Source organism: Yersinia sp. 2540 StPb PI (assembly GCF_052217165.1).
Taxonomy (GTDB): domain Bacteria; phylum Pseudomonadota; class Gammaproteobacteria; order Enterobacterales; family Enterobacteriaceae; genus Yersinia; species Yersinia enterocolitica_E.
This window is the reverse complement of sequence record NZ_JAZGQC010000001.1, coordinates 956,647-976,348: the sequence shown is the minus strand read 5'-3', so window position 1 is coordinate 976,348 and position 19,702 is coordinate 956,647. Positions and strand designations below refer to the sequence as shown.

Sequence of the window (19,702 nt, the reverse complement as noted above, 5' to 3'; positions counted from 1 at the left end):
TATAAATTTATGATTAATAAACAGGCCATTAGAATAAGCCCACAACTTACTTCTCATCTTTGAAACGATTATCTGTAGGTTTATCATCCTCATCGGGATGATGCTCTACGGTGAAGTGGTCATCAGCTTTGCGCTGAAACTCACCATCAAAGGTATTGCCACCGCCCATTGGGCCAGTACCATTGTGAGTAAAACCGCCACCACGATAAATATTCAGATGTGGCATCAGTTTTAGCGTTAACGATTTTTGAATCGGTGGTAATAACAGCAACAAACCGAGGAAGTCGGTGAAGAAGCCGGGGATCAACAGCAAGAAGCCAGCCAGGATCAGCGATACACTTTTAACCATCTCCACCGCCGGACTTTCCCCGGCAGCCAGTTTTTGCTGCATCTGCATAAAGGTTTTTATCCCCTGGTTACGCACCAGAGAGATCCCCACACAGGAGCTAAGGATCACCAACAGCAGGGTAACCAACACACCCAATACGGCTGCAACCTTGATAAATATCGATATTTCTATATATGCCAATAAAAATATCAGCGCTAACGGTAACCAACGCACCGCATTCTCCTTATTCCAATCATTCAGTATCCCTCATCAGGTAAACCTGCCTGACAGATACCATGAAAACCTTGACCCGGCTGATGCTAACACGCCATTTTCCCTCGATTAGCGGATTGCAGCGTCAGCTCCCCCTTCAACGTGGGTCGACTACAGTAAAATGGTGATGGTTGGCTCTATTTTCAAGTTGCAGCCATACTTTTATTACTAATTAATCTAACTGTGAGAAGAATCACAGATATCAGATCATCTCGATTAATTCCGACCATATAGTGATCTCAGTTCAAGGCTTTTTGTCGCTAAGCAGCATATGATCCTGTCAGCAAGAAGATGAGTGGTTAATCTTTCCGCACTAAAGGTTCATAGCGGCATCATATTGCTCACGGCGGCATTATTAAATTAACAAATACAAAACAAGACAGCACAATAGAGAAGGTTCTCATGTCAAATAACATTCGTATTGAAGAAGACCTGTTAGGTACACGAGAAGTCCCCGCAGAGGCTTACTACGGTGTTCATACCCTGCGTGCGATTGAAAACTTCTATATCAGTAACAGCAAAATCAGTGATGTTCCAGAGTTTGTACGCGGCATGGTCATGGTAAAAAAAGCAGCGGCAATGGCGAACAAAGAGCTACACACTATCCCACGCAAAATCGCGGATATCATTATTCAGGCATGTGATGAAGTTCTGGATAAAGGGAAGTGTATGGATCAGTTCCCGGTTGACGTGTTCCAAGGCGGCGCCGGTACCTCTTTAAACATGAACACCAACGAAGTTCTGGCCAATATCGGTCTGGAGCTGATGGGCCACCAGAAGGGAGAGTATCAATACCTTAACCCTAACGACCATCTGAACAAATGCCAATCCACCAACGATGCCTACCCAACCGGTTTCCGCATTGCGGTTTATACTTCCATCATGAAGTTGATCGAGGCGATTGATCAGTTAAAAGAAGGTTTCGAAAGAAAATCCAAAGAATTCGAAAAAATCCTGAAAATGGGCCGTACTCAGTTACAGGATGCGGTGCCAATGACGCTGGGTCAGGAATTCAAAGCCTTTGCTATCTTATTAAAAGAAGAAACCAAGAACCTGCAACGTACCGCAGAATTGCTGCTGGAAGTTAACCTGGGTGCCACCGCTATCGGTACTGCGCTGAACACACCAGAAGGCTACTCACAGTTAGCAATACAGAAATTATCTGAAATCAGTGGCTTGGCTTGTGTTCCGGCGGAAGACCTGATCGAAGCTACCTCTGACTGTGGCGCTTACGTGATGGTGCACAGTGCGCTAAAACGCCTGGCCGTTAAGATGTCAAAAATCTGCAACGACTTACGTTTGCTGTCATCTGGCCCACGTACTGGCCTGAATGAAATCAATCTGCCAGAATTACAGGCAGGTTCTTCAATCATGCCGGCCAAAGTTAACCCGGTTATCCCTGAAGTCGTTAACCAGGTTTGTTTTAAGGTGATCGGTAACGACACTTGCATTACTATGGCGGCCGAAGCAGGCCAACTCCAGTTGAACGTTATGGAGCCAGTGATTGGTCAGGCTATGTTTGAGTCTATCCATATCCTGACAAACGCCTGTTATAACCTGTTGGAAAAATGCATTAACGGTATTACTGCCAACAAAGAGGTCTGCGAACGTTACGTCTTTAACTCCATCGGTATCGTCACCTATCTCAACCCATTCATTGGCCACCATAATGGTGACATCGTGGGTAAAATCTGTGCAGAAACCGGTAAAAATGTGCGGGAAGTTGTTCTGGAACGCGGCTTGTTGACTGAAGCTGAGCTGGACGACATTTTCTCTGTTGAGAACCTAATGCATCCGGCTTATAAAGCGAAACGTTATACCGATGAAAATGAACAATAAAATAATCATCCGGTAGCCCTGAAAGGCACGCATGCTCCTCTGGACGGCGTGCCTTTTTACTTTCTGGCAAACACAATTTTTTAACTTTAATTTTTCATTTGGATCAAGGAGTAAACACTATGATAGCCGTAGAGTTAGTCATCGTCCTGCTGGCCATTTTTTTAGGGGCCAGATTAGGTGGTATCGGTATCGGTTTTGCAGGCGGCATCGGTGTTTTGGTTTTAGCCATGATTGGCGTTAAACCCGGTAGCATTCCGTTCGATGTTATCTCAATTATTATGGCCGTTATTGCTGCAATCTCTGCGATGCAGGTAGCGGGCGGTATGGATTATCTGGTACAGCAAACTGAAAAGTTACTGCGTAAGAATCCAAAACACATCACCATTCTTGCTCCGCTGGTGACTTATTTTCTGACCATCTTTGCCGGGACAGGTAACATTTCTCTTTCAGCACTGCCCGTGATTGCAGAAGTGGCGAAAGAGCAAGGCATTAAACCTTGCCGCCCTCTGTCCACAGCAGTGGTCTCCGCACAGATAGCCATTACTGCCTCACCGATTTCTGCGGCAGTGGTTTACATGTCTTCCGTTATGGAAGGTCATGGCGTTAGCTATCTGCATCTGCTGATGATAGTCATCCCCTCTACCCTGTGTGCGGTGCTGGTGATGTCGCTGATCGTATCCTTGTGCTTTAACTCCAAACTGTCTGATGACCCTATCTATATCAAACGCTTGGAAGAAGGTTTAGTAACACTGCGTGGCGACACTGTAAAAGTTATCAAGCCACGGGCTAAAACGTCAGTGCTGCTGTTCCTGGCCGGCGTTCTTTGTGTGGTTGCCTACGCGATTATCAACAGCCCAAGTGTCGGTCTGGTTGCAACTCCGCTGATGAATACCACTAACGCCATCCTGATCATCATGCTGAGTGTGGCAACTATCACTACGCTGGTATGCTCGGTTGATACCGATTCAATCCTGAACTCCAGCACCTTCAAAGCCGGTATGAGTGCCTGTATCTGTATCCTGGGTGTAGCCTGGTTAGGTGATACCTTTGTACAGCACAACCTGGAGTGGATTAAAGAAACTGCGGGTAGCCTGATTCAGGCCCACTCATGGTTGCTGGCCGTTATCTTCTTCTTCTGTTCTGCACTGTTGTACTCTCAGGCTGCAACTGCCAAGGCGTTGATGCCAATGGCAATGGCCCTGAACGTGTCACCACTGGCAGCCATTGCTTCTTTCGCGGCGGTGTCTGGTCTGTTTATTCTGCCAACCTACCCAACATTGGTAGCCGCGGTACAAATGGATGACACTGGTACCACGCGTATTGGTCGTTTCGTGTTTAACCATCCATTCTTCATCCCTGGCACCATCGGGGTGGCGCTGGCCGTTTGCTTCGGCTTTGTGATGGGCAGTCTGGTTCTGTAAGCGTTTCGGGGCGCAATTCATTTGCGCCCCACTCACATCAACAATCTTCCTCTACAACGCTCATTGGCAACTTTCATCGAATCCATCTCACTGTTACATAAATCATCTTCTGACCTGCCCACGCTTCGCGCTATAGTATTCAGGCAAGTATTCAGGTAACGCGTATATTCAGCACGTTACGCTCCGCTTCGTCATATAAGCCGCGCGACCGATGAGGTTAAGATGTCTGATTGTGATGCAATTGTGGTATTGTGCACCGCCCCTGATGAAGCCAGCGCGCAAGATTTAGCCGCGCAGGTTCTGGGTGAGAAATTGGCCGCCTGTGCCACGCTGTTGCCCGGTGCAACCTCGATTTACTATTGGGAAGGTAAGCTCCAGCAAGAGTATGAAGTGCAACTCTTGTTTAAGAGCGATACAGATCATCAGCAAGCCCTTCTCAGTTACATCAAACAACATCACCCTTACCAGACACCGGAATTACTGGTGCTGCCGGTTCGGGGCGGAGATAAAGATTACCTGTCATGGCTCAACGCTTCATTACTCTGATTCTGCTGCTGTGCAGTGCTTTATTCGCACCGCACAGCGCACAGGCTTCACTATTTGGTGAGAGCTCCTCTCTTGGCCAAAAAAGCAGCCAGAGCCGGTTTCTTCCGGTCGATAGGGCGTTTGCCTTTGATTTTCGCCAACAAGGCGACCAGCTCACACTGAGTTGGCAGATTCATCCCGACTATTATCTGTATCGCCAGCAAATAAAAATTGTGCCACAGCACGCCACTCTCGGGGAATTTACTCTGCCAGAGGGTATTGCGCATCATGATGAGTTCTACGGTGAAGTGGCGATTTTCAAACAGCAGCTCGTGCTGAAAATCCCGATTTCGCAGGCTGCGGAAGGCGCGAGTGTCAGTGTCACCTATCAGGGCTGCGCCGAAGCTGGTTTCTGTTACCCGCCAGAAGTACGGGTGGTGCCGCTTAATGCCGTTATCGCAAGCTCTGCAACCGCCGCCGTTAACCCACAGGGCACGGCACAGCCCCGCCAAGAAAGCGCGCCCATACCGGCTGAATTACCCTTCTCACCACTATGGGCGCTGTTAATTGGTATCGGCATCGCCTTTACCCCCTGCGTATTGCCAATGTATCCGCTGATTTCCGCCATTATTCTTGGCCGTGAAAAGCCCCACAGCCAGCGGCGAATATTGATACTGGCGGTGGTGTACGTGCAGGGCATGGCGTTGACCTATACCTTGCTCGGTTTGGTGGTGGCGGCGGCTGGCTTACAATTTCAGGCCGCACTGCAACACCCGTATGTGTTGATTGGGCTATCGGTGCTGTTCGTATTATTAGCGCTATCGATGTTTGGCCTCTATTCGCTGCAACTGCCCTCGTCACTGCAAACCCGGTTGGTGCAGTGGAGTAGCAGCCAACGTGGCGGCTCGCTGGCCGGTGTCTTTGCCATGGGCGCACTGGCGGGCCTGATTTGCTCGCCGTGCACCACCGCGCCCCTCAGCGCCATTTTGCTGTATATCGCGCAAAGCGGAAATATGTTGGCCGGTGGCGGTACGTTGTATTTGTATGCGTTAGGTATGGGTATTCCACTGGTAGTTGTAACGCTGTTTGGCAACAAACTGATCCCACGTAGCGGCCCATGGATGCAATATGTCAAAGAAGCTTTCGGCTTTGTGATTCTGGCGCTGCCGGTATTTCTGCTGGAAAGAGTACTGGGTGATGTCTGGGGCTTGCGTTTATGGAGCCTGCTGGCCATCGCCTTCTTCGGCTGGGCATTTGTACTCAGCCTTAAAGCTCATTCTGGCTGGGCGCGGGCCTTACAGTTGTTGCTATTGGCAGCACTGTTAATCGCTGCCCGCCCGTTACAGGATTGGGCTTTTAATGGCAACACACAGCAGATTGAAATCAAACACTTAACCTTCCAGCCAGTGGCTAATTTGCCGCAATTACAGGCTGCATTAGCGCAAGCGCAGGGCAAGCCGGTGATGCTGGATTTGTATGCCGACTGGTGCGTGGCCTGTAAAGAGTTTGAGAAATATACCTTCAGTGATAGCTATGTTCAGCGCCAGCTCGTGGATACTGTGCTCATTCAGGCTGATGTTACTAGCAACAGCGCCGAACATGCGGCGATGTTGAAAGAACTCAAGGTGTTGGGCTTACCGACTATTCTATTTTTTGATGCGCAGGGTAAAGAAGTTCCCGCCGCCAGAGTGACCGGTTTTATGAACGCCGCTGAGTTCTTAGCACATTTGCAGCAAACCATGCCGCGCTAAACCATGTGAATGGTCTGGCGCGGTAGGTTATCAATTACTGCACGGTAGCCGCATCGGATAAGCGCTTTTTCATCTGGCTATATTGTTGCTCAACATAGTGCTCCGCCGCGTTTTGATCACTAATCGCCTCAACCTTAACGGCACAATGCTTGAATTCCGGTGTTTTTGACACCGGATCAACATGATCCACCGTCAACTCATTACAAGCACCAATCCACCACTGATAGGTCATATACACCGCCCCCAGGTTGGCTCGATCGGTAACACTGGCACGGGCGATCACTTTGCCACGCCGCGAGGAGATCCAGATCAGTGCCTGATCAACCACACCGAGCTGGCTGGCATCCTCTGGGTGTATTTGTACATAGCCAGGCTCATCTGCCAGAATCTTCAATGTGGCGCAGTTACCGGTCATAGAGCGGCAACTGTAGTGGCCCACTTCCCGCACGGTGCAAAGTGCCAGTGGGTAATCAGGGTTAGTCTGCTCATGGGGCGGTTGCCATGGTGCACAACTGAGTAAGCCTTTACCGTCCTCAGTAGCAAACTGGCTATCAGTATAGAGATACGGCGTGCCGGGGTGATCTTCTGTCGGGCAAGGCCATTGAACATAACCCAAACCGGCCATTTTCTCGTAGGTTGCACCATAGAAGGGTGGGCACAGGTTGCGCATTTCATCCCAAATTTGGCGAGTGTTTTGATACGCCATTGGGTAACCCATTGCCGTGGATATCAGGCTAATTATTTCCCAGTCAGGCTTCACATCGCCTTTCGGCTCGATGGCTTTGTTAAAATGCTGGAAGCCACGATCGGCGCTGGTATAAACCCCTTCATGTTCACCCCACGAGGTCGCCGGGAGTACCACATCCGCCAATTCGGCGGTTTTAGTCATAAAGATATCCTGCACCACCACCAGCTCTAATGCCTCGAACGCGGCGCGCATTGCAGCCAAATCAGGTTCGGTCTGGATTGGATCTTCACCAAACACGTAATAGGCTTTCAACTTGCCTTCTGCAACTTTATGCGGCACATCAGTAATCGAGTAACCAATATGCGCGGGTAACTCAGGCACTCCCCAGGCAGCAGCGAAGCGGCTTCTGGCTTCATCATCAGTCACTTTCTCATAACCGGGGAAGGTATTGGGCAGCACGCCCATATCACACGCGCCCTGCACATTATTTTGGCCGCGTACCGGCCCGACACCGACATTTGGCCGCCCCAGATTACCGGTTAATAACGCCAGCGAAGACAAGCCCTTAACCACATCGACCGCCTGCCCCCATTGGGTGACGCCCATGCCCCACAAGATAGTGGCCGCCGGAGCAGCAGCATAAGTGCGCATGGCCTGTCGTACCGCTTGCGCCGGCAAGCCAGTAATGTGTTCAACATCCTCCGGGCGGTAATCTGCCACTCCAGCTTGCAGGTCTTCAAAACCGCGCGTATGTGCACGGACATAATTAGCGTCGTACAGTTTTTCTTCAATCAGCACATAGATAAAGGCATTCACCAGTGCCATATTCGCGCCATTTTTCAGTGCCAACCATTGATCAGCAATACGGGCGGTTTCAATATGGCGAGGATCGCAGACGATCAGTTTGGCTCCCTTGTTTTTGGCCTTGAGGATCCGTCTGGCAACAATCGGGTGAGAGTCAGCCGCGTTATAACCAAACACCAACACACAGTCGGTATTTTCAATCTCACCAATCGAGTTACTCATCGCCCCATTGCCCAGCGTTTGCTGCAATCCGGCTACCGAGGGGCCATGACACAGGCGAGCGCAACAATCGATATTGTTGGTGCCGATGGCGGCACGTGCCAACTTCTGCATCACATAGTTGGCCTCATTGCCTGGCCCCCTTGAGGAGCCAGTCATCATGATGGCATCCGCACCATGGCGTTTTTTTATTGCTTTGAGTTTGGTGGTAATAAAGGCAATGGCTTCTTGCCAGCTCACACGCTGAAATGCCTCACCCCGCTTATGCCGTAACAATGGCGCGCTCAGTCGTGGGGTTAGCAACCGGGTATCGTTGAGGAAATCCCAGCCATAGTAACCTTTCAGGCATAACTCCCCCTGATTTGTGACACCATTAGCCGGCTGAGCGCCAACAATTTCGCCATCCTCAACCAATAAATTTAATTTGCATCCAGAGCCGCAATAAGGGCAGACCGTGAGGATCTTTTCCATTTTATTATCCTTATGACCACAAAGGTTACCGGACGATACCCGGCGCAGCACCACGAGCAGCGCGCAATTGTCTGTCCCGCTGTAGCGTTTCCAACGCCATCGGCGTTACCAATTTCAATGCTTTGGTTGGGCAGACTTCTATACAGGCTGGGCCTGCCTCACGGGAATGGCATAAATCACATTTATGCGCTTGCGCCCGGACCATTGCGTCATGGCTTGCCTGCTCAACCATATTCATCGCCCCGAATGGGCAGACCAACATGCAGGTTTTGCAGCCAATACAGCGAGATGCCATTACCTGAACCCCATGATTGCCAGTGACAATGGCACCGTTCGGGCAGGAGTTCTCGCAGGGCGCATCTTCACATTGATGACACAAGATTGGGGTGCTGACGGCAAAGCTTTTCATTACACTCAGGCGCGGATGAAACTGCTCTGGCGTAATGGTGCTGGCGTTATTATTGGTACTGTGTGCCACCACACAGGCAATTTCACAGGTGCGGCAACCAATGCACTGCGTCATATCGGCGATTACAAATCGGTTCATCTTCTCTCCTGGCCGCCGGGGTTATAAAACATTGAGATAATAAGCAATGCTTTCGGCCGCTTTGCGCCCCTCGGCAATGGCCGTGACAATCAGATCTGCGCCACGCACGATGTCACCACCCGCAAAGATTTTTGGGTTACTGGTTTGATACGGGTAACCGGAAATCGTCGGTGCGACCACTCGCCCCTGCTTATCCAGCACCACATTGTGTTCCGCCAGCCACGACATACGGTGCGGGCTAAAACCAAAGGCCATAATCACCGCGTCGGCCGGAATAATGTGCTCGGAGCCGGTGATTGGGCGGGCCTGCCGCCGCCCTTTAGCATCTGCCTGCCCCATTTCAGTTCGAACCATTTTGATACCAGTAACCTGCCCCTGTTCATCCACCTCAATCTTTTGTGGCTGAAGATTGAACATAAATTCGGCCCCCTCCTCGCGCGCATTTTTCACCTCTCGCTTGGAGCCAGGCATGTTCTTTTCATCACGACGGTAAGCACAAATCACGCTGCTAGCACCATGGCGCAACGAAGTACGTACACAATCCATCGCAGTATCGCCGCCGCCCAAAACCACTACCCGTTGGTTTTCCATGCTGACATAAGGGTGAGCACCACTGCCCGCGTACCCCATCAGGTGTTGGGTATTGCCGATCAGGAATGGCAATGCATCGTAAACCCCTTGAGCATCCTCATTTTCCAACCCGGAGCGCATTGAACGGTATGTTCCCACGCCGAGGAATAGGGCATCGAAATCACTAAGCAGGCTCTCCATGGTGATATCCCGCCCAATCTCGGTATTTAGGCAGAACTCGACACCCATCTCGCTAAAAATCTCACGCCGACGGGTCATCACACCTTTCTCTAATTTGAATGCCGGAATACCAAAGGTTAACAAACCACCGATTTCGGGATAACGATCAAACACCACCGGTGTAATGCCGTTACGGACCAGAATATCCGCACACCCTAACCCCGCAGGCCCTGCACCGATGATAGCAACACGTTTACCCGTGGGTTTGACTTGCGACATATCCGGCCGCCAGCCGGTGGCTAATGCCGTTTCCGTAATATGCCGTTCAATCTGACCAATCGTCACTGCGCCATCGTGGTCGTTTAAAGTACAAGCTTGTTCACACAAACGGTCCTGCGGGCAAACTCGGCCACATATCTCTGGCAAACTACTGGTTTGGTGGGATAACTCAGCTGCTTCATGAATACGGCCCTGATGAGCCAATGAAATCCATTTCGGGATAGCGTTATGTAGCGGGCAGGTCCACTGACAGATGGTCTTATCACCGCAATTTAAACAACGTTCAGCCTGCTCATGGATTTGGCCTTCAGTGAACGGCAGATAGATCTCGGCAAAACTTGCCTTACGCTCCGCCAGTGGGATTTTTTTAGGCTCAAGGCGCGGTGTTCGTGGCCGCTGCAATAGATTAACCGGTGCCGCATCACGAATATTTTTGCTCAGTGGGCTGAATGAGTGCGCCGCGCCAGCAGAAGTAGCACTACTGAACAAACGGCCATTGTGCTCATTCAATGCGGTGCGCTGGCGCTTTTGCTGCTGTTGCCGGAGTAGATAATGTTGATCAACCAGTGTCAGGGCCTGCGTCGGACAGGTTTTGATACAAGCAGGGCCATCAGGCTGATCAATACAAAGGTCGCATTTCTGTGCTTCAGTACGTTGATAGGCATCGGCCAGACGATGACTCGCAGGTTGTACCGTCTCGGTGACCACCGTCATCATGCCAAACGGGCAGGCGATCATGCAGGTTTTGCAGCCGATACATTTTTCCTGAATAACCTGAACACTGTTATTCAACTCAACGATGGCACCATTCGGGCAAGTGCTGGCACAAGGGGCATCTTCACAATGGTGACAAAAGACCGCAGTGGCACTTTGGTTACCTTTAAATACTTTCACCCGAGGTGTGAAATAGTCAGGTTTATCAGGGAATGTCCCCTCATGATGAGCGACAACACAAGCTACTTCACAGCTGCGACAGCCAATACAACTTTCGGCGTCAGCCACAATAAATGGATTCATCTTATTTCTTCCCAGAAGTCACGCCATTGCCGGATAAATAATTATTATTTGCAACAACTATTCACAACTCTATCAAATCATTAACCTTACAAACATAGTGTCTATAATGTTGTATTATTACAATTAATTTTTAATGCAAAAGAATTGTGCCATTGCTGATATTTCGGGATAATTAAATAGGCAAATGCACGAAGATAAAGAGTAATAAATAGCGGGAAGAATCGATTAAGCACAGTTATTTCACTCAGTTATTTACAATAATAAAGAGATTTAACCCGGGCAATGTTAATTAGATGTTTATTTACCCCATCTGAATACTAAAGATAATTTTGATCCAGATCAGTTTATTATCAGGATTAAAAATAATCTCATTGGAATATAACCAAACTAGTTGCTGTTGCGGCAAGACCGCTCGCACCGTTGCAACCTCAAGTCCGACGGGTATTTGTGATGATAACCCCACTTCGCTGTACAGCCACACAACAATTAAATAATTTAGCCGCGTTTTTTTGGGCCTATGCACAATGCGAATTATTTCCCCGCTCCATATAATGTATCTGGCGCTAACGAAGACATTTATGAAAATTGATTCTTTTATTTATATAACACCAAATAAAAAAATAGGTTATTGCATCTCATTCATAACGAATTTAAATGCGGCAACCTAAATAATGATTATAGAGGGTATAAAAATGAGTCTGGAAGCCGCTGTGACTGAAAAACGGACCCACGTCCGATATATAATATTATTGATTATCTTTATTGTGACTGCAATTAACTATGCTGACCGGGCAACATTGTCAATTGCAGGCACCGAAGTGGCAAAAGAATTGCAATTAGATGCTGTTGCAATGGGTTATATCTTCTCAGCCTTTGGTTGGGCTTACCTGCTAATGCAAATACCGGGTGGTTGGTTGTTGGACCGCTACGGCTCCAAGCGGGTCTACACCTATAGCCTGTTCTTCTGGTCGCTATTTACCTTTACGCAAGGGTTTGTCGACATGTTCCCGATAGCGTATGCCGCTATCTCCATGTTTATCATGCGCTTTATGTTAGGTTTCTCTGAAGCACCCTCTTTCCCAGCTAACGCCAGAATTGTCGCGGCCTGGTTTCCAACCAAAGAAAGAGGCACAGCTTCAGCCATTTTTAACTCTGCACAATACTTCTCTCTGGCCCTTTTCTCTCCGTTATTAGGTTATTTAACCTTTGCCTGGGGCTGGCAGCATGTATTTACTGTGATGGGCGGGCTAGGTTTCGTATTAACCATTGCCTGGGTTAAATTTATTCATAACCCGACCGATCACCCGGGTATGTCTGCATCTGAACTTGAATACATAAAACAAGGTGGTGCGGTTGTCGATATGGACCACAAGAAACCTGACGGTCATAAAAGCGGTCCTAAATTAGATTATCTGAAGCAATTATTGGCTAGCCGAATGATGTTAGGTGTCTTCTTTGGTCAATACTTTATTAATACCATTACCTGGTTCTTCCTAACCTGGTTCCCCATTTATTTAGTACAAGATAAAGGGATGTCTATTTTAAAAGTGGGGATGGTCGCCTCTATCCCGGCATTGTGCGGATTTGCCGGTGGTGTATTAGGTGGCGTATTCTCTGACTCACTCATTAAACGTGGTCACTCTCTGACTTTTGCCCGTAAAGTCCCTATCGTGTTAGGTATGTTATTGGCATCAAGCATTATTCTGTGCAACTACGTCGATAGTGACGTGGTGGTGGTCGCACTGATGGCATTGGCCTTCTTTGGTAAAGGTTTCGGTGCATTGGGCTGGCCAGTTATTGCTGATACCGCACCAAAAGAAATTGTTGGTTTATGTGGCGGATTATTTAACGTATTTGGTAACGTCGCCTCTATTGTCACACCGCTGGTTATCGGTTATCTGGTGAAAGAATTACACTCCTTTAATGCCGCATTAATCTTTGTTGGATGCTCTGCCATTATGGCTATGTTCTGCTACTTATTTGTTGTAGGCGATATCAAACGTCTGGAATTGAAAACATCTTAAGGGAATAACAATAGGTGCCTCTTATGGGGCACTTGTTGTTTGAAATATAGCGACAGGACACCTAATGAAAATAGTCATCGCACCAGACTCTTATAAAGAAAGTTTATCGGCTATAGCAGTAGCTCAGGCTATTGAACAAGGCTTTAGAGAAGTGTTCCCTTATGCTGAATACATCAAGATCCCCGTGGCTGATGGTGGTGAAGGCACTGTCGACGCTATGATCAGCGCAACCGGCGGCCAAAAAATCATGACTGATGTTACCGGGCCGCTGGGTAATAAAATCCAGGCTTTCTGGGGATTATCAGGTGATAGGAAGTCGGCTTTTATTGAGATGGCAGCGGCCAGCGGACTGGAATTGGTCCCACCCGAATTGAGGAACCCGTTAAACACGACCTCCTACGGCACCGGTGAATTAATCCGTGCAGCGCTGCAAACAGGCGTGCGTCATATTATTATCGGTATCGGTGGCAGTGCCACCAACGATGGCGGTGCAGGTATGGTACAGGCGCTAGGGGCCAAATTGCGTAACGCCTATGGCGCAGAGATTGATTTTGGTGGCGGCAGTTTACATAACATTGCCTCGATAGATGTGTCGCAGCTGGACCCACGCCTTAAAGATTGCCGCATTGAAGTCGCTTGTGATGTGACCAATCCGCTGACCGGTGAGCAAGGCGCTTCCGCTATTTTTGGCCCACAGAAGGGGGCTACGGCCGCCATGATTGTGATACTGGATAATAACCTGGTCCATTACGCGCAGATGGTTAAACAATATCTGGGAATAGACGTAGATAGGATACCTGGCGCGGGGGCCGCTGGCGGTATGGGGGCCGCATTGTTGGCATTTTGCGGTGCACAGTTGCGCCAGGGCGTGGAGATAGTCGCTGAAGCATTAGACCTGGAAACCTATATCAAAGACTGTCATCTCGTTCTGACCGGTGAAGGCCGGATAGACAGCCAAAGTATCAATGGCAAAGTCCCGGTAGGTGTCGCTCGATTAGCCAAAAAATACAATAAACCGGTGATTGGTATTGCCGGCAGCCTGGCTACCGATGCCAACATTGTTCATCAACATGGTGTTGATGCTATTTTCAGTATTATTTACCACATTTGTACACTTGACGATGCACTCTCTCAGGCAACTGAAAATATCAGAACTGCTTCCCGCAATATCGCCTCTGTTATTAATATTGGCATAGCCTCATTTGATATCAAAGCATCAGCATAATAAAAGCCCGCGTACCCATTTTTAACATAGCCCTTTGTCGAAGGGCTTTTTTTATATGCGTTTTTAATGTCAAAGTATGTCGGCGCTAAATGACCTTTTCGTGATAATGCTCACCTGCTTTTGGGCTTGCGAACAAAAATAGGCACCAAACCCATTAGCATCTAGGTCATCCGCACAATGCCTTGCTCTTTTTAGCGGCGTATACTTATTTACAAGCTAGTGAGCATTATGTTTAAGACAAATAATGGCTGTATTGATAAAAATAACAGTTATGTTATCAACATAATTATCGTACCCAAAAAAATTAAAGGGTATATAAGGGAAATATTATGAGCATTTGTAATAGTCCTGTAGACAACCCGCTTTATATTAAAGTACAGGACGCGGATAATGTTGCCATTGTGGTTAATAACAATGGCCTATGTGCTGGCACCCGGTTTAAATGTGGCCTTGAACTTATTGAGCATGTGCCACAAGGCCATAAAGTGGCTTTGGTCGATATTCCTAAAGGCGGCCCAATCATTCGTTATGCTGAGGTGATTGGTCTGGCAGTGCGGGATATCGCTCGCGGCGGCTGGATAGATGAATCGTTGGTTGAATTACCTGCCGCACCCGCACTGGAGACCTTACCCCTTGCCACCGCAGTCCCCGAGGCCCTGCCACCACTGGAAGGTTATACCTTTGAGGGCTATCGCAACGCTGACGGCAGTGTCGGGACCAAAAACCTACTCGCGATTACCACCAGCGTACATTGCGTCGCTGGCGTGGTGGATTATGTGGTCAATATCATTGAGCGCACCCTGCTACCCAAATATCCCAATGTCGATGGCGTAGTTGCACTGAATCACTTATATGGCTGTGGAGTGGCAATCAATGCCCCAGCAGCGGTAGTACCCATCCGCACTATTCATAACTTGGCCCTTAACCCCAATTTTGGTGGCGAAGTGATGGTCGTCGGTCTCGGTTGTGAAAAACTCCAACCCGAGCGGCTGCTGGAAGGGACACCTGACGTGCAGGTTATCTCACTGGATGAAAGCAATATCGTGCGCTTGCAAGATGAGAAACACGTCGGCTTCCGTTCCATGGTCGATGACATTCTGCAAGTGGCGGAAAAGCATCTACAACGCCTGAATATGCGCCAACGTGAAACCTGCCCAGCCGCTGAATTGGTGGTCGGTATGCAATGTGGTGGCAGTGACGCTTTCTCTGGCGTAACCGCGAACCCTGCAGTGGGCTACGCTTCGGACTTACTGGTGCGTTGCGGCGCAACAGTCATGTTCTCTGAAGTCACGGAAGTGCGTGATGCTATCCATCTGTTAACCCCGCGGGCGATTAACAAGGAGGTTGGCAGAAGGTTACTGGAAGAGATGAAATGGTACGACGACTACCTCGAAACCGGCAAAACCGATCGTAGCGCCAACCCTTCACCCGGGAATAAAAAGGGCGGATTGGCAAACGTCGTGGAAAAAGCACTCGGTTCTATTGCCAAATCCGGCCGCAGCGCCATTGTGGAAGTGCTTTCACCGGGGCAGCGCCCCACCAAGCGTGGGCTGATTTTTGCAGCCACCCCAGCCAGTGATTTTGTCTGCGGCACGCAACAGTTAGCATCTGGTATTACCGTTCAGGTATTTACCACCGGGCGCGGCACGCCGTATGGTCTGGCGGCAGTGCCGGTAATCAAAATGGCAACCCGCACTGATCTGGCTAACCGCTGGCATGACCTGATGGATATCGATGCCGGAACCATTGCGACAGGTGATGCCACTATTGAAGAAGTTGGTCAGCAATTGTTTGAATTTATTCTGGATATTGCCAGTGATCGCAAACGGACGTGGTCCGATCAATGGGGGCTGCGCAATGCCTTGGCGGTGTTTAATCCGGCACCAGTGACCTAAGTATCAGTGAATCATCAGGCCGGGTGACACTCACTCGGCCTGCTCTTCTTGCTATCACATCTACTCCTGCTCGCCCAATTGAAGCGCCACATACAGCAGCAAGCGATCATCAAAGTTCGCTAAATCCAAACCGGTCAGTTCGGAAATACGATTCAACCGATACTCCAGGGTATTGCGATGAATAAATAACGCTTTGGCAGTAGCCGTTGGCTGCACGTTATTACGGAACCAGCAGGCCAGAGTGCGCCGCAACAGACCGTTACTGTCCATCGCCCGTAATTTAGCCAGTGGTAAGGCTAATTCATTGGCCTGCCAGCCACCACGCAAACTATCAAGCAATACCGGTAACACCAAATCCTGATAGTAATAGCTGCGTTGCTCCGGCATCCGTTGCTTACCGACCGCCATGGTAGTACGAGCGGTACGATATGAGCGCGCAATACTGCCCGGCCCGGTAAAGAAATTGCCAAGCGACAGGCGCACTCGCAAGCGACCCCGCTCAGTCATGCGCGACAGCAAAGACTCCATACGCCGCCGGTGATCAATAGCATCCCAGCGGCCATGGCTATTTAGCGCCGGTTTAAGCACCACCATCTCAGTCAGTGAAACAATCGCAATCAGATTATTGCGCTCTGGCGTCGTCAACAGGGTTTGCAGCTCTTGTAATTCCGACATAGCACTGTCGACACTCAACTGGCCGCTGTCCACATCCACCACGGCCACGACCCGTGGTTCATTGATATCCACCCCAAGGCGCTGCGCCCATTCAATCAGTGCCGGTGATATCTCTTCGGTGCGGATCAAGTTCAATACCAACTCTTCACGCAGACGGCTATCCTGCGCCAGCAGATGCACCAACCGCGCCTGCTCCATCATCATCTCTGCTGCCATGCACACCAATTCGCCATATTGACGTAGTTGCCCCGGGTTGCCGGTTAGGCCAATCACCCCCACGATTTCGCCCTCAAGGCGCAATGGCAGGTTGATCCCTGGCCTTACGCCGTGCAACTGGCGAGCAACAGCTTCATCGATATCGACAATCCGGCCATGAGACAGCGACAAGAGCGCCCCTTCATGCAGTTCGCCAAGGCGCTCTTCATCACCACTACCAATGATCCGCCCCTTACCATCCATCACATTAATATTGGTATCAATGATCTTCATGGTACGGGTAACAATATCCTGGGCTAGCCGGGGGTCAAGATTATATACACTCATGAATGGGCCTCAGTCTGGGCTGATGCACCAGCATATGAGGTCTGGAAGGGGAATACATTGGACAAACGCCCAATTCACACCACAAAGAAAGAGAGTTGAGGGACGGGTCACATAAATGGCAGAACCGGGGGCATGCTGCTGGCAAAGTTGAGCGCCAACGAGGAAATCAGGGCCAATCAATCGTTAGCCCTGATAGAGATTTACCGGTGGATGGTTATGACCAAAAGCGTGTTATTTACTTTCTTGCGATGATTTACCGACAGCCATCCCCATCGCCAGCGTGGCGGCAATATTGCGTGCGGTCATAAACACATTGGCTGCCGCATTATCCAGTGCCTGCTCCAGAGTACAGATACTGTAGATCACGCTGAATACCGCATCCAGACCATGCTCATACACCACATCAACATCGTCTGTCAGGCTACCGGCAATACCAATCACTGGCTTATTATAACGTTTGGCAACTCTCGCGACACCAATCGGCACTTTGCCGTGAATGGTTTGGCTATCAATGCGCCCTTCGCCGGTAATAACAAACGTCGCGTCCCTAACCAAAGCGTCCAGACCAAGAGCATCGGTGACAATATCAATACCGGGGCTTAAGGTTGCACCGCAAAACGCCAGTAATGCCGCACCTAAACCACCCGCCGCGCCAGCGCCTTCAACCTGGTCAACATCAATATCAAGATAACGTTTAATGATACCTGCATAATGCTGCAAACCGTCATCCAGTTGGCTAACCATCTCAGGTGTCGCCCCTTTCTGCCGCCCAAAAATAGCCGATGCCCCTTCACTGCCAGTCAGTGGATTGGTGACATCACAAGCAACATCGATTTGGCACTGCTTAATACGCGGATCCAGTCCTGAGATATCAATAACATCCAGTTCAGCCAGCTTCCCGCCGCCAAAACCAATCTGCTTACCCTGCTTATCCAGCAGTTTGACACCCAGCGCTTGCACCATGCCTGCACCGCCATCATTGGTGGCACTGCCACCGATGCCGATAATTATATGTTTGACCCCCTGATCCAGCGCATTACAAATCAATTCGCCGGTACCGTAGGAGGTGGTTTTCAGTGGGTTGCGCAGTTCTGGCGGAACCAGCTCTAGCCCGCTGGCGGCTGCCATTTCAATAAAGGCCGATTTTTCATCACCGGATATTCCGTAAAAAGCCGCAACTTCGTCACCTAACGGGCCGGTCACATTGACCTGAATAATCCGGCCAGTGGTGGCCGCAACCATGGCCTCAACGGTACCTTCACCACCATCCGCGACCGGCAATTTGATATATTGTGCATCGGGAAATTGAGTGCGAAAACCCGCTTCAATCTGCACCGCAACATCCAGCGCAGATAAGCTTTCTTTATAAGAGTCTGGGGCGATGACTATTTTCATAAATGATTCAATCTCATGAGCTATCCAATACCGCACAGGCTCCGACGTTATAAACCGGCCGCTCAGGATAACGGAATGCTTACCAGTATAGCCCTGTTACCCAGTAGCCCGGCACCCGCAGGCACCGGAGCCACCGATTAACGAGTGACTTCAACTTTAGCCAATTTCTCGTAATAACACGCCAATGCACTGTGGTCAGCGGTGCCCAAACCATCAGCCTTCAGCGCCTGCATCATCTCCATCACGGCTGCGGTCAGGGGCAACTGTGCACCGACGCCATGCGAGGTGTCGAGGGCATTAGCTAAGTCTTTGATATGTAGATCGATACGGAAGCCTGGTTTGAAGTTACGATCCATCACCATCGGCGCCTTGGCTTCCAACACGGTACTGCCTGCCAGACCACCACGTATCGCTTGGAATACCAGATCAGGGTTCACTCCCGCCTTAGTTGCCAGCACCAAGGCTTCAGACATCGCGGCAATATTCAGTGCGACAATCACCTGATTGGCCAGTTTAGTCACATTACCAGCACCAATATCACCAGTATGCACCACCGATCCCCCCATGGCTTTCATCACCTCGAAACAGCTCTCGAATACCGCTTTATCACCACCCACCATCACTGACAAAGTGCCATCGATAGCTTTTGGCTCACCACCACTGACTGGCGCGTCCAACATTGCAACCTGCTTTAGTGCCAGCGCTTCACTGATTTCACGGCTAACCAGCGGTGCAATCGAACTCATATCAATCAGCACAGAGCCGGGTTTAGCACCTTCAATAACACCGTTTTCACCCAGTACCACTTCTTTTACATGAGGCGAATTAGGTAGCATGGTAATGATGATATCGCATTCTGCTGCCAGTGCTTTTGGTGTCGTTGCCGTACGCGCGCCAGCCGTGATCAATTCATCCAGCACCGCAGCATTACGATCGAGCACTGTTAATGAGTAGCCCGCTTTCAGCAGATTTTTACTCATTGGTTTTCCCATAATCCCTAAACCAATAAAGCCGATTTTCATTTATTACTCCT

General features: G+C 49.5%; 14 protein-coding genes. 7 read left to right on the top strand and 7 right to left on the bottom strand.

The features are described 5' to 3' along the window. Positions 1-46: 46 nt before the first annotated feature. Positions 47-562, bottom strand: a complete 516-nt coding sequence (locus V1956_RS04370) for an FxsA family protein (RefSeq protein ID WP_442824844.1) — start codon at positions 560-562, stop codon at positions 47-49. Positions 563-1,003: 441 nt separating this feature from the next. Here V1956_RS04370 and aspA point away from each other — a divergent pair, with 441 nt between their 5' ends. The 4 genes from aspA (at position 1,004) to V1956_RS04350 (ending at position 6,137) form a co-directional block, all read left to right on the top strand. Further along, positions 1,004-2,440 (top strand): aspartate ammonia-lyase, encoded by a 1,437-nt coding sequence (gene aspA / locus V1956_RS04365; protein WP_372557810.1) that lies wholly within the window; start codon positions 1,004-1,006, stop codon positions 2,438-2,440. A 119-nt stretch (positions 2,441-2,559) separates the two neighbouring features. Beyond that, positions 2,560-3,861 (top strand): anaerobic C4-dicarboxylate transporter, encoded by a 1,302-nt coding sequence (locus V1956_RS04360; protein ID WP_083161011.1) that lies wholly within the window; start codon positions 2,560-2,562, stop codon positions 3,859-3,861. A 222-nt stretch (positions 3,862-4,083) separates the two neighbouring features. After that, entirely contained in the window at positions 4,084-4,407 is a 324-nt protein-coding gene (cutA, locus tag V1956_RS04355; RefSeq protein WP_420071543.1) for a divalent cation tolerance protein CutA, read from the top strand. Further along, positions 4,383-6,137 (top strand): protein-disulfide reductase DsbD, encoded by a 1,755-nt coding sequence (locus V1956_RS04350; protein WP_372557808.1) that lies wholly within the window; start codon positions 4,383-4,385, stop codon positions 6,135-6,137. Before cutA ends, V1956_RS04350 begins: the two co-directional genes overlap by 25 nt. 34 nt (positions 6,138-6,171) lie before the next feature. Here V1956_RS04350 and fdhF read toward each other — a convergent pair whose 3' ends face one another. From fdhF to aegA, 3 genes are read right to left on the bottom strand one after another with little or no spacing between them, the layout of a single operon-like run. Then, positions 6,172-8,319 carry a formate dehydrogenase subunit alpha gene (fdhF, locus tag V1956_RS04345; protein WP_420071544.1) on the bottom strand — a complete coding sequence of 716 codons (2,148 nt, stop codon included), beginning with the start codon at positions 8,317-8,319 and terminating at the stop codon, positions 6,172-6,174. A 25-nt stretch (positions 8,320-8,344) separates the two neighbouring features. After that, the gene (locus V1956_RS04340) at positions 8,345-8,866 is read right to left on the bottom strand and encodes a 4Fe-4S dicluster domain-containing protein (protein WP_442824843.1); all 522 of its coding nucleotides are present in this window, start codon (positions 8,864-8,866) and stop codon (positions 8,345-8,347) included. Positions 8,867-8,887: 21 nt separating this feature from the next. Continuing rightward, positions 8,888-10,912 (bottom strand): formate-dependent uric acid utilization protein AegA, encoded by a 2,025-nt coding sequence (aegA, locus tag V1956_RS04335; protein WP_442824842.1) that lies wholly within the window; start codon positions 10,910-10,912, stop codon positions 8,888-8,890. Positions 10,913-11,604: 692 nt separating this feature from the next. Here aegA and V1956_RS04330 point away from each other — a divergent pair. From V1956_RS04330 to garD, 3 genes are all read left to right on the top strand, one after another. After that, positions 11,605-12,936, top strand: a complete 1,332-nt coding sequence (locus V1956_RS04330) for an MFS transporter (RefSeq protein WP_005187385.1) — start codon at positions 11,605-11,607, stop codon at positions 12,934-12,936. 64 nt (positions 12,937-13,000) lie between these two features. Continuing rightward, positions 13,001-14,161: a glycerate kinase gene (locus V1956_RS04325; protein ID WP_420071879.1), complete on the top strand. Its 1,161-nt coding sequence runs from the start codon at positions 13,001-13,003 to the stop codon at positions 14,159-14,161. Between the two features lie 329 nt (positions 14,162-14,490). Continuing rightward, positions 14,491-16,056, top strand: coding sequence for a galactarate dehydratase (garD, locus tag V1956_RS04320; protein WP_442824841.1), 1,566 nt, complete (start codon positions 14,491-14,493; stop codon positions 16,054-16,056). A 60-nt stretch (positions 16,057-16,116) separates the two neighbouring features. On the opposite strand, the gene V1956_RS04315 is transcribed toward garD, so the two are convergent. From V1956_RS04315 to garR, 3 genes are all read right to left on the bottom strand, one after another. Beyond that, positions 16,117-17,274: a CdaR family transcriptional regulator gene (locus V1956_RS04315; protein WP_019211377.1), complete on the bottom strand. Its 1,158-nt coding sequence runs from the start codon at positions 17,272-17,274 to the stop codon at positions 16,117-16,119. Positions 17,275-17,505: 231 nt separating this feature from the next. Further along, a complete protein-coding gene (locus tag V1956_RS04310) occupies positions 17,506-18,669 on the bottom strand; it encodes a glycerate kinase (protein ID WP_372557802.1) in 1,164 nt (387 codons plus the stop codon). 137 nt (positions 18,670-18,806) lie between these two features. Further along, a complete protein-coding gene (gene garR / locus V1956_RS04305; RefSeq protein WP_083161028.1) occupies positions 18,807-19,691 on the bottom strand; it encodes a 2-hydroxy-3-oxopropionate reductase in 885 nt (294 codons plus the stop codon). Positions 19,692-19,702: the final 11 nt, after the last annotated feature.

Coding starts and splice junctions, on each gene's coding strand:
- V1956_RS04360 (WP_083161011.1), top strand. CDS start 2,560: ATGATAGCCGTAGAGTTAGTCATCGTCCTGCTGGCCATTTTTTTAGGG.
- V1956_RS04350 (WP_372557808.1), top strand. CDS start 4,383: ATGGCTCAACGCTTCATTACTCTGATTCTGCTGCTGTGCAGTGCTTTA.
- cutA (WP_420071543.1), top strand. CDS start 4,084: ATGTCTGATTGTGATGCAATTGTGGTATTGTGCACCGCCCCTGATGAA.
- V1956_RS04330 (WP_005187385.1), top strand. CDS start 11,605: ATGAGTCTGGAAGCCGCTGTGACTGAAAAACGGACCCACGTCCGATAT.
- garR (WP_083161028.1), bottom strand. CDS start 19,691: ATGAAAATCGGCTTTATTGGTTTAGGGATTATGGGAAAACCAATGAGT.
- V1956_RS04315 (WP_019211377.1), bottom strand. CDS start 17,274: ATGAGTGTATATAATCTTGACCCCCGGCTAGCCCAGGATATTGTTACC.
- V1956_RS04325 (WP_420071879.1), top strand. CDS start 13,001: ATGAAAATAGTCATCGCACCAGACTCTTATAAAGAAAGTTTATCGGCT.
- fdhF (WP_420071544.1), bottom strand. CDS start 8,319: ATGGAAAAGATCCTCACGGTCTGCCCTTATTGCGGCTCTGGATGCAAA.
- aegA (WP_442824842.1), bottom strand. CDS start 10,912: ATGAATCCATTTATTGTGGCTGACGCCGAAAGTTGTATTGGCTGTCGC.
- V1956_RS04310 (WP_372557802.1), bottom strand. CDS start 18,669: ATGAAAATAGTCATCGCCCCAGACTCTTATAAAGAAAGCTTATCTGCG.
- garD (WP_442824841.1), top strand. CDS start 14,491: ATGAGCATTTGTAATAGTCCTGTAGACAACCCGCTTTATATTAAAGTA.
- V1956_RS04340 (WP_442824843.1), bottom strand. CDS start 8,866: ATGAACCGATTTGTAATCGCCGATATGACGCAGTGCATTGGTTGCCGC.
- aspA (WP_372557810.1), top strand. CDS start 1,004: ATGTCAAATAACATTCGTATTGAAGAAGACCTGTTAGGTACACGAGAA.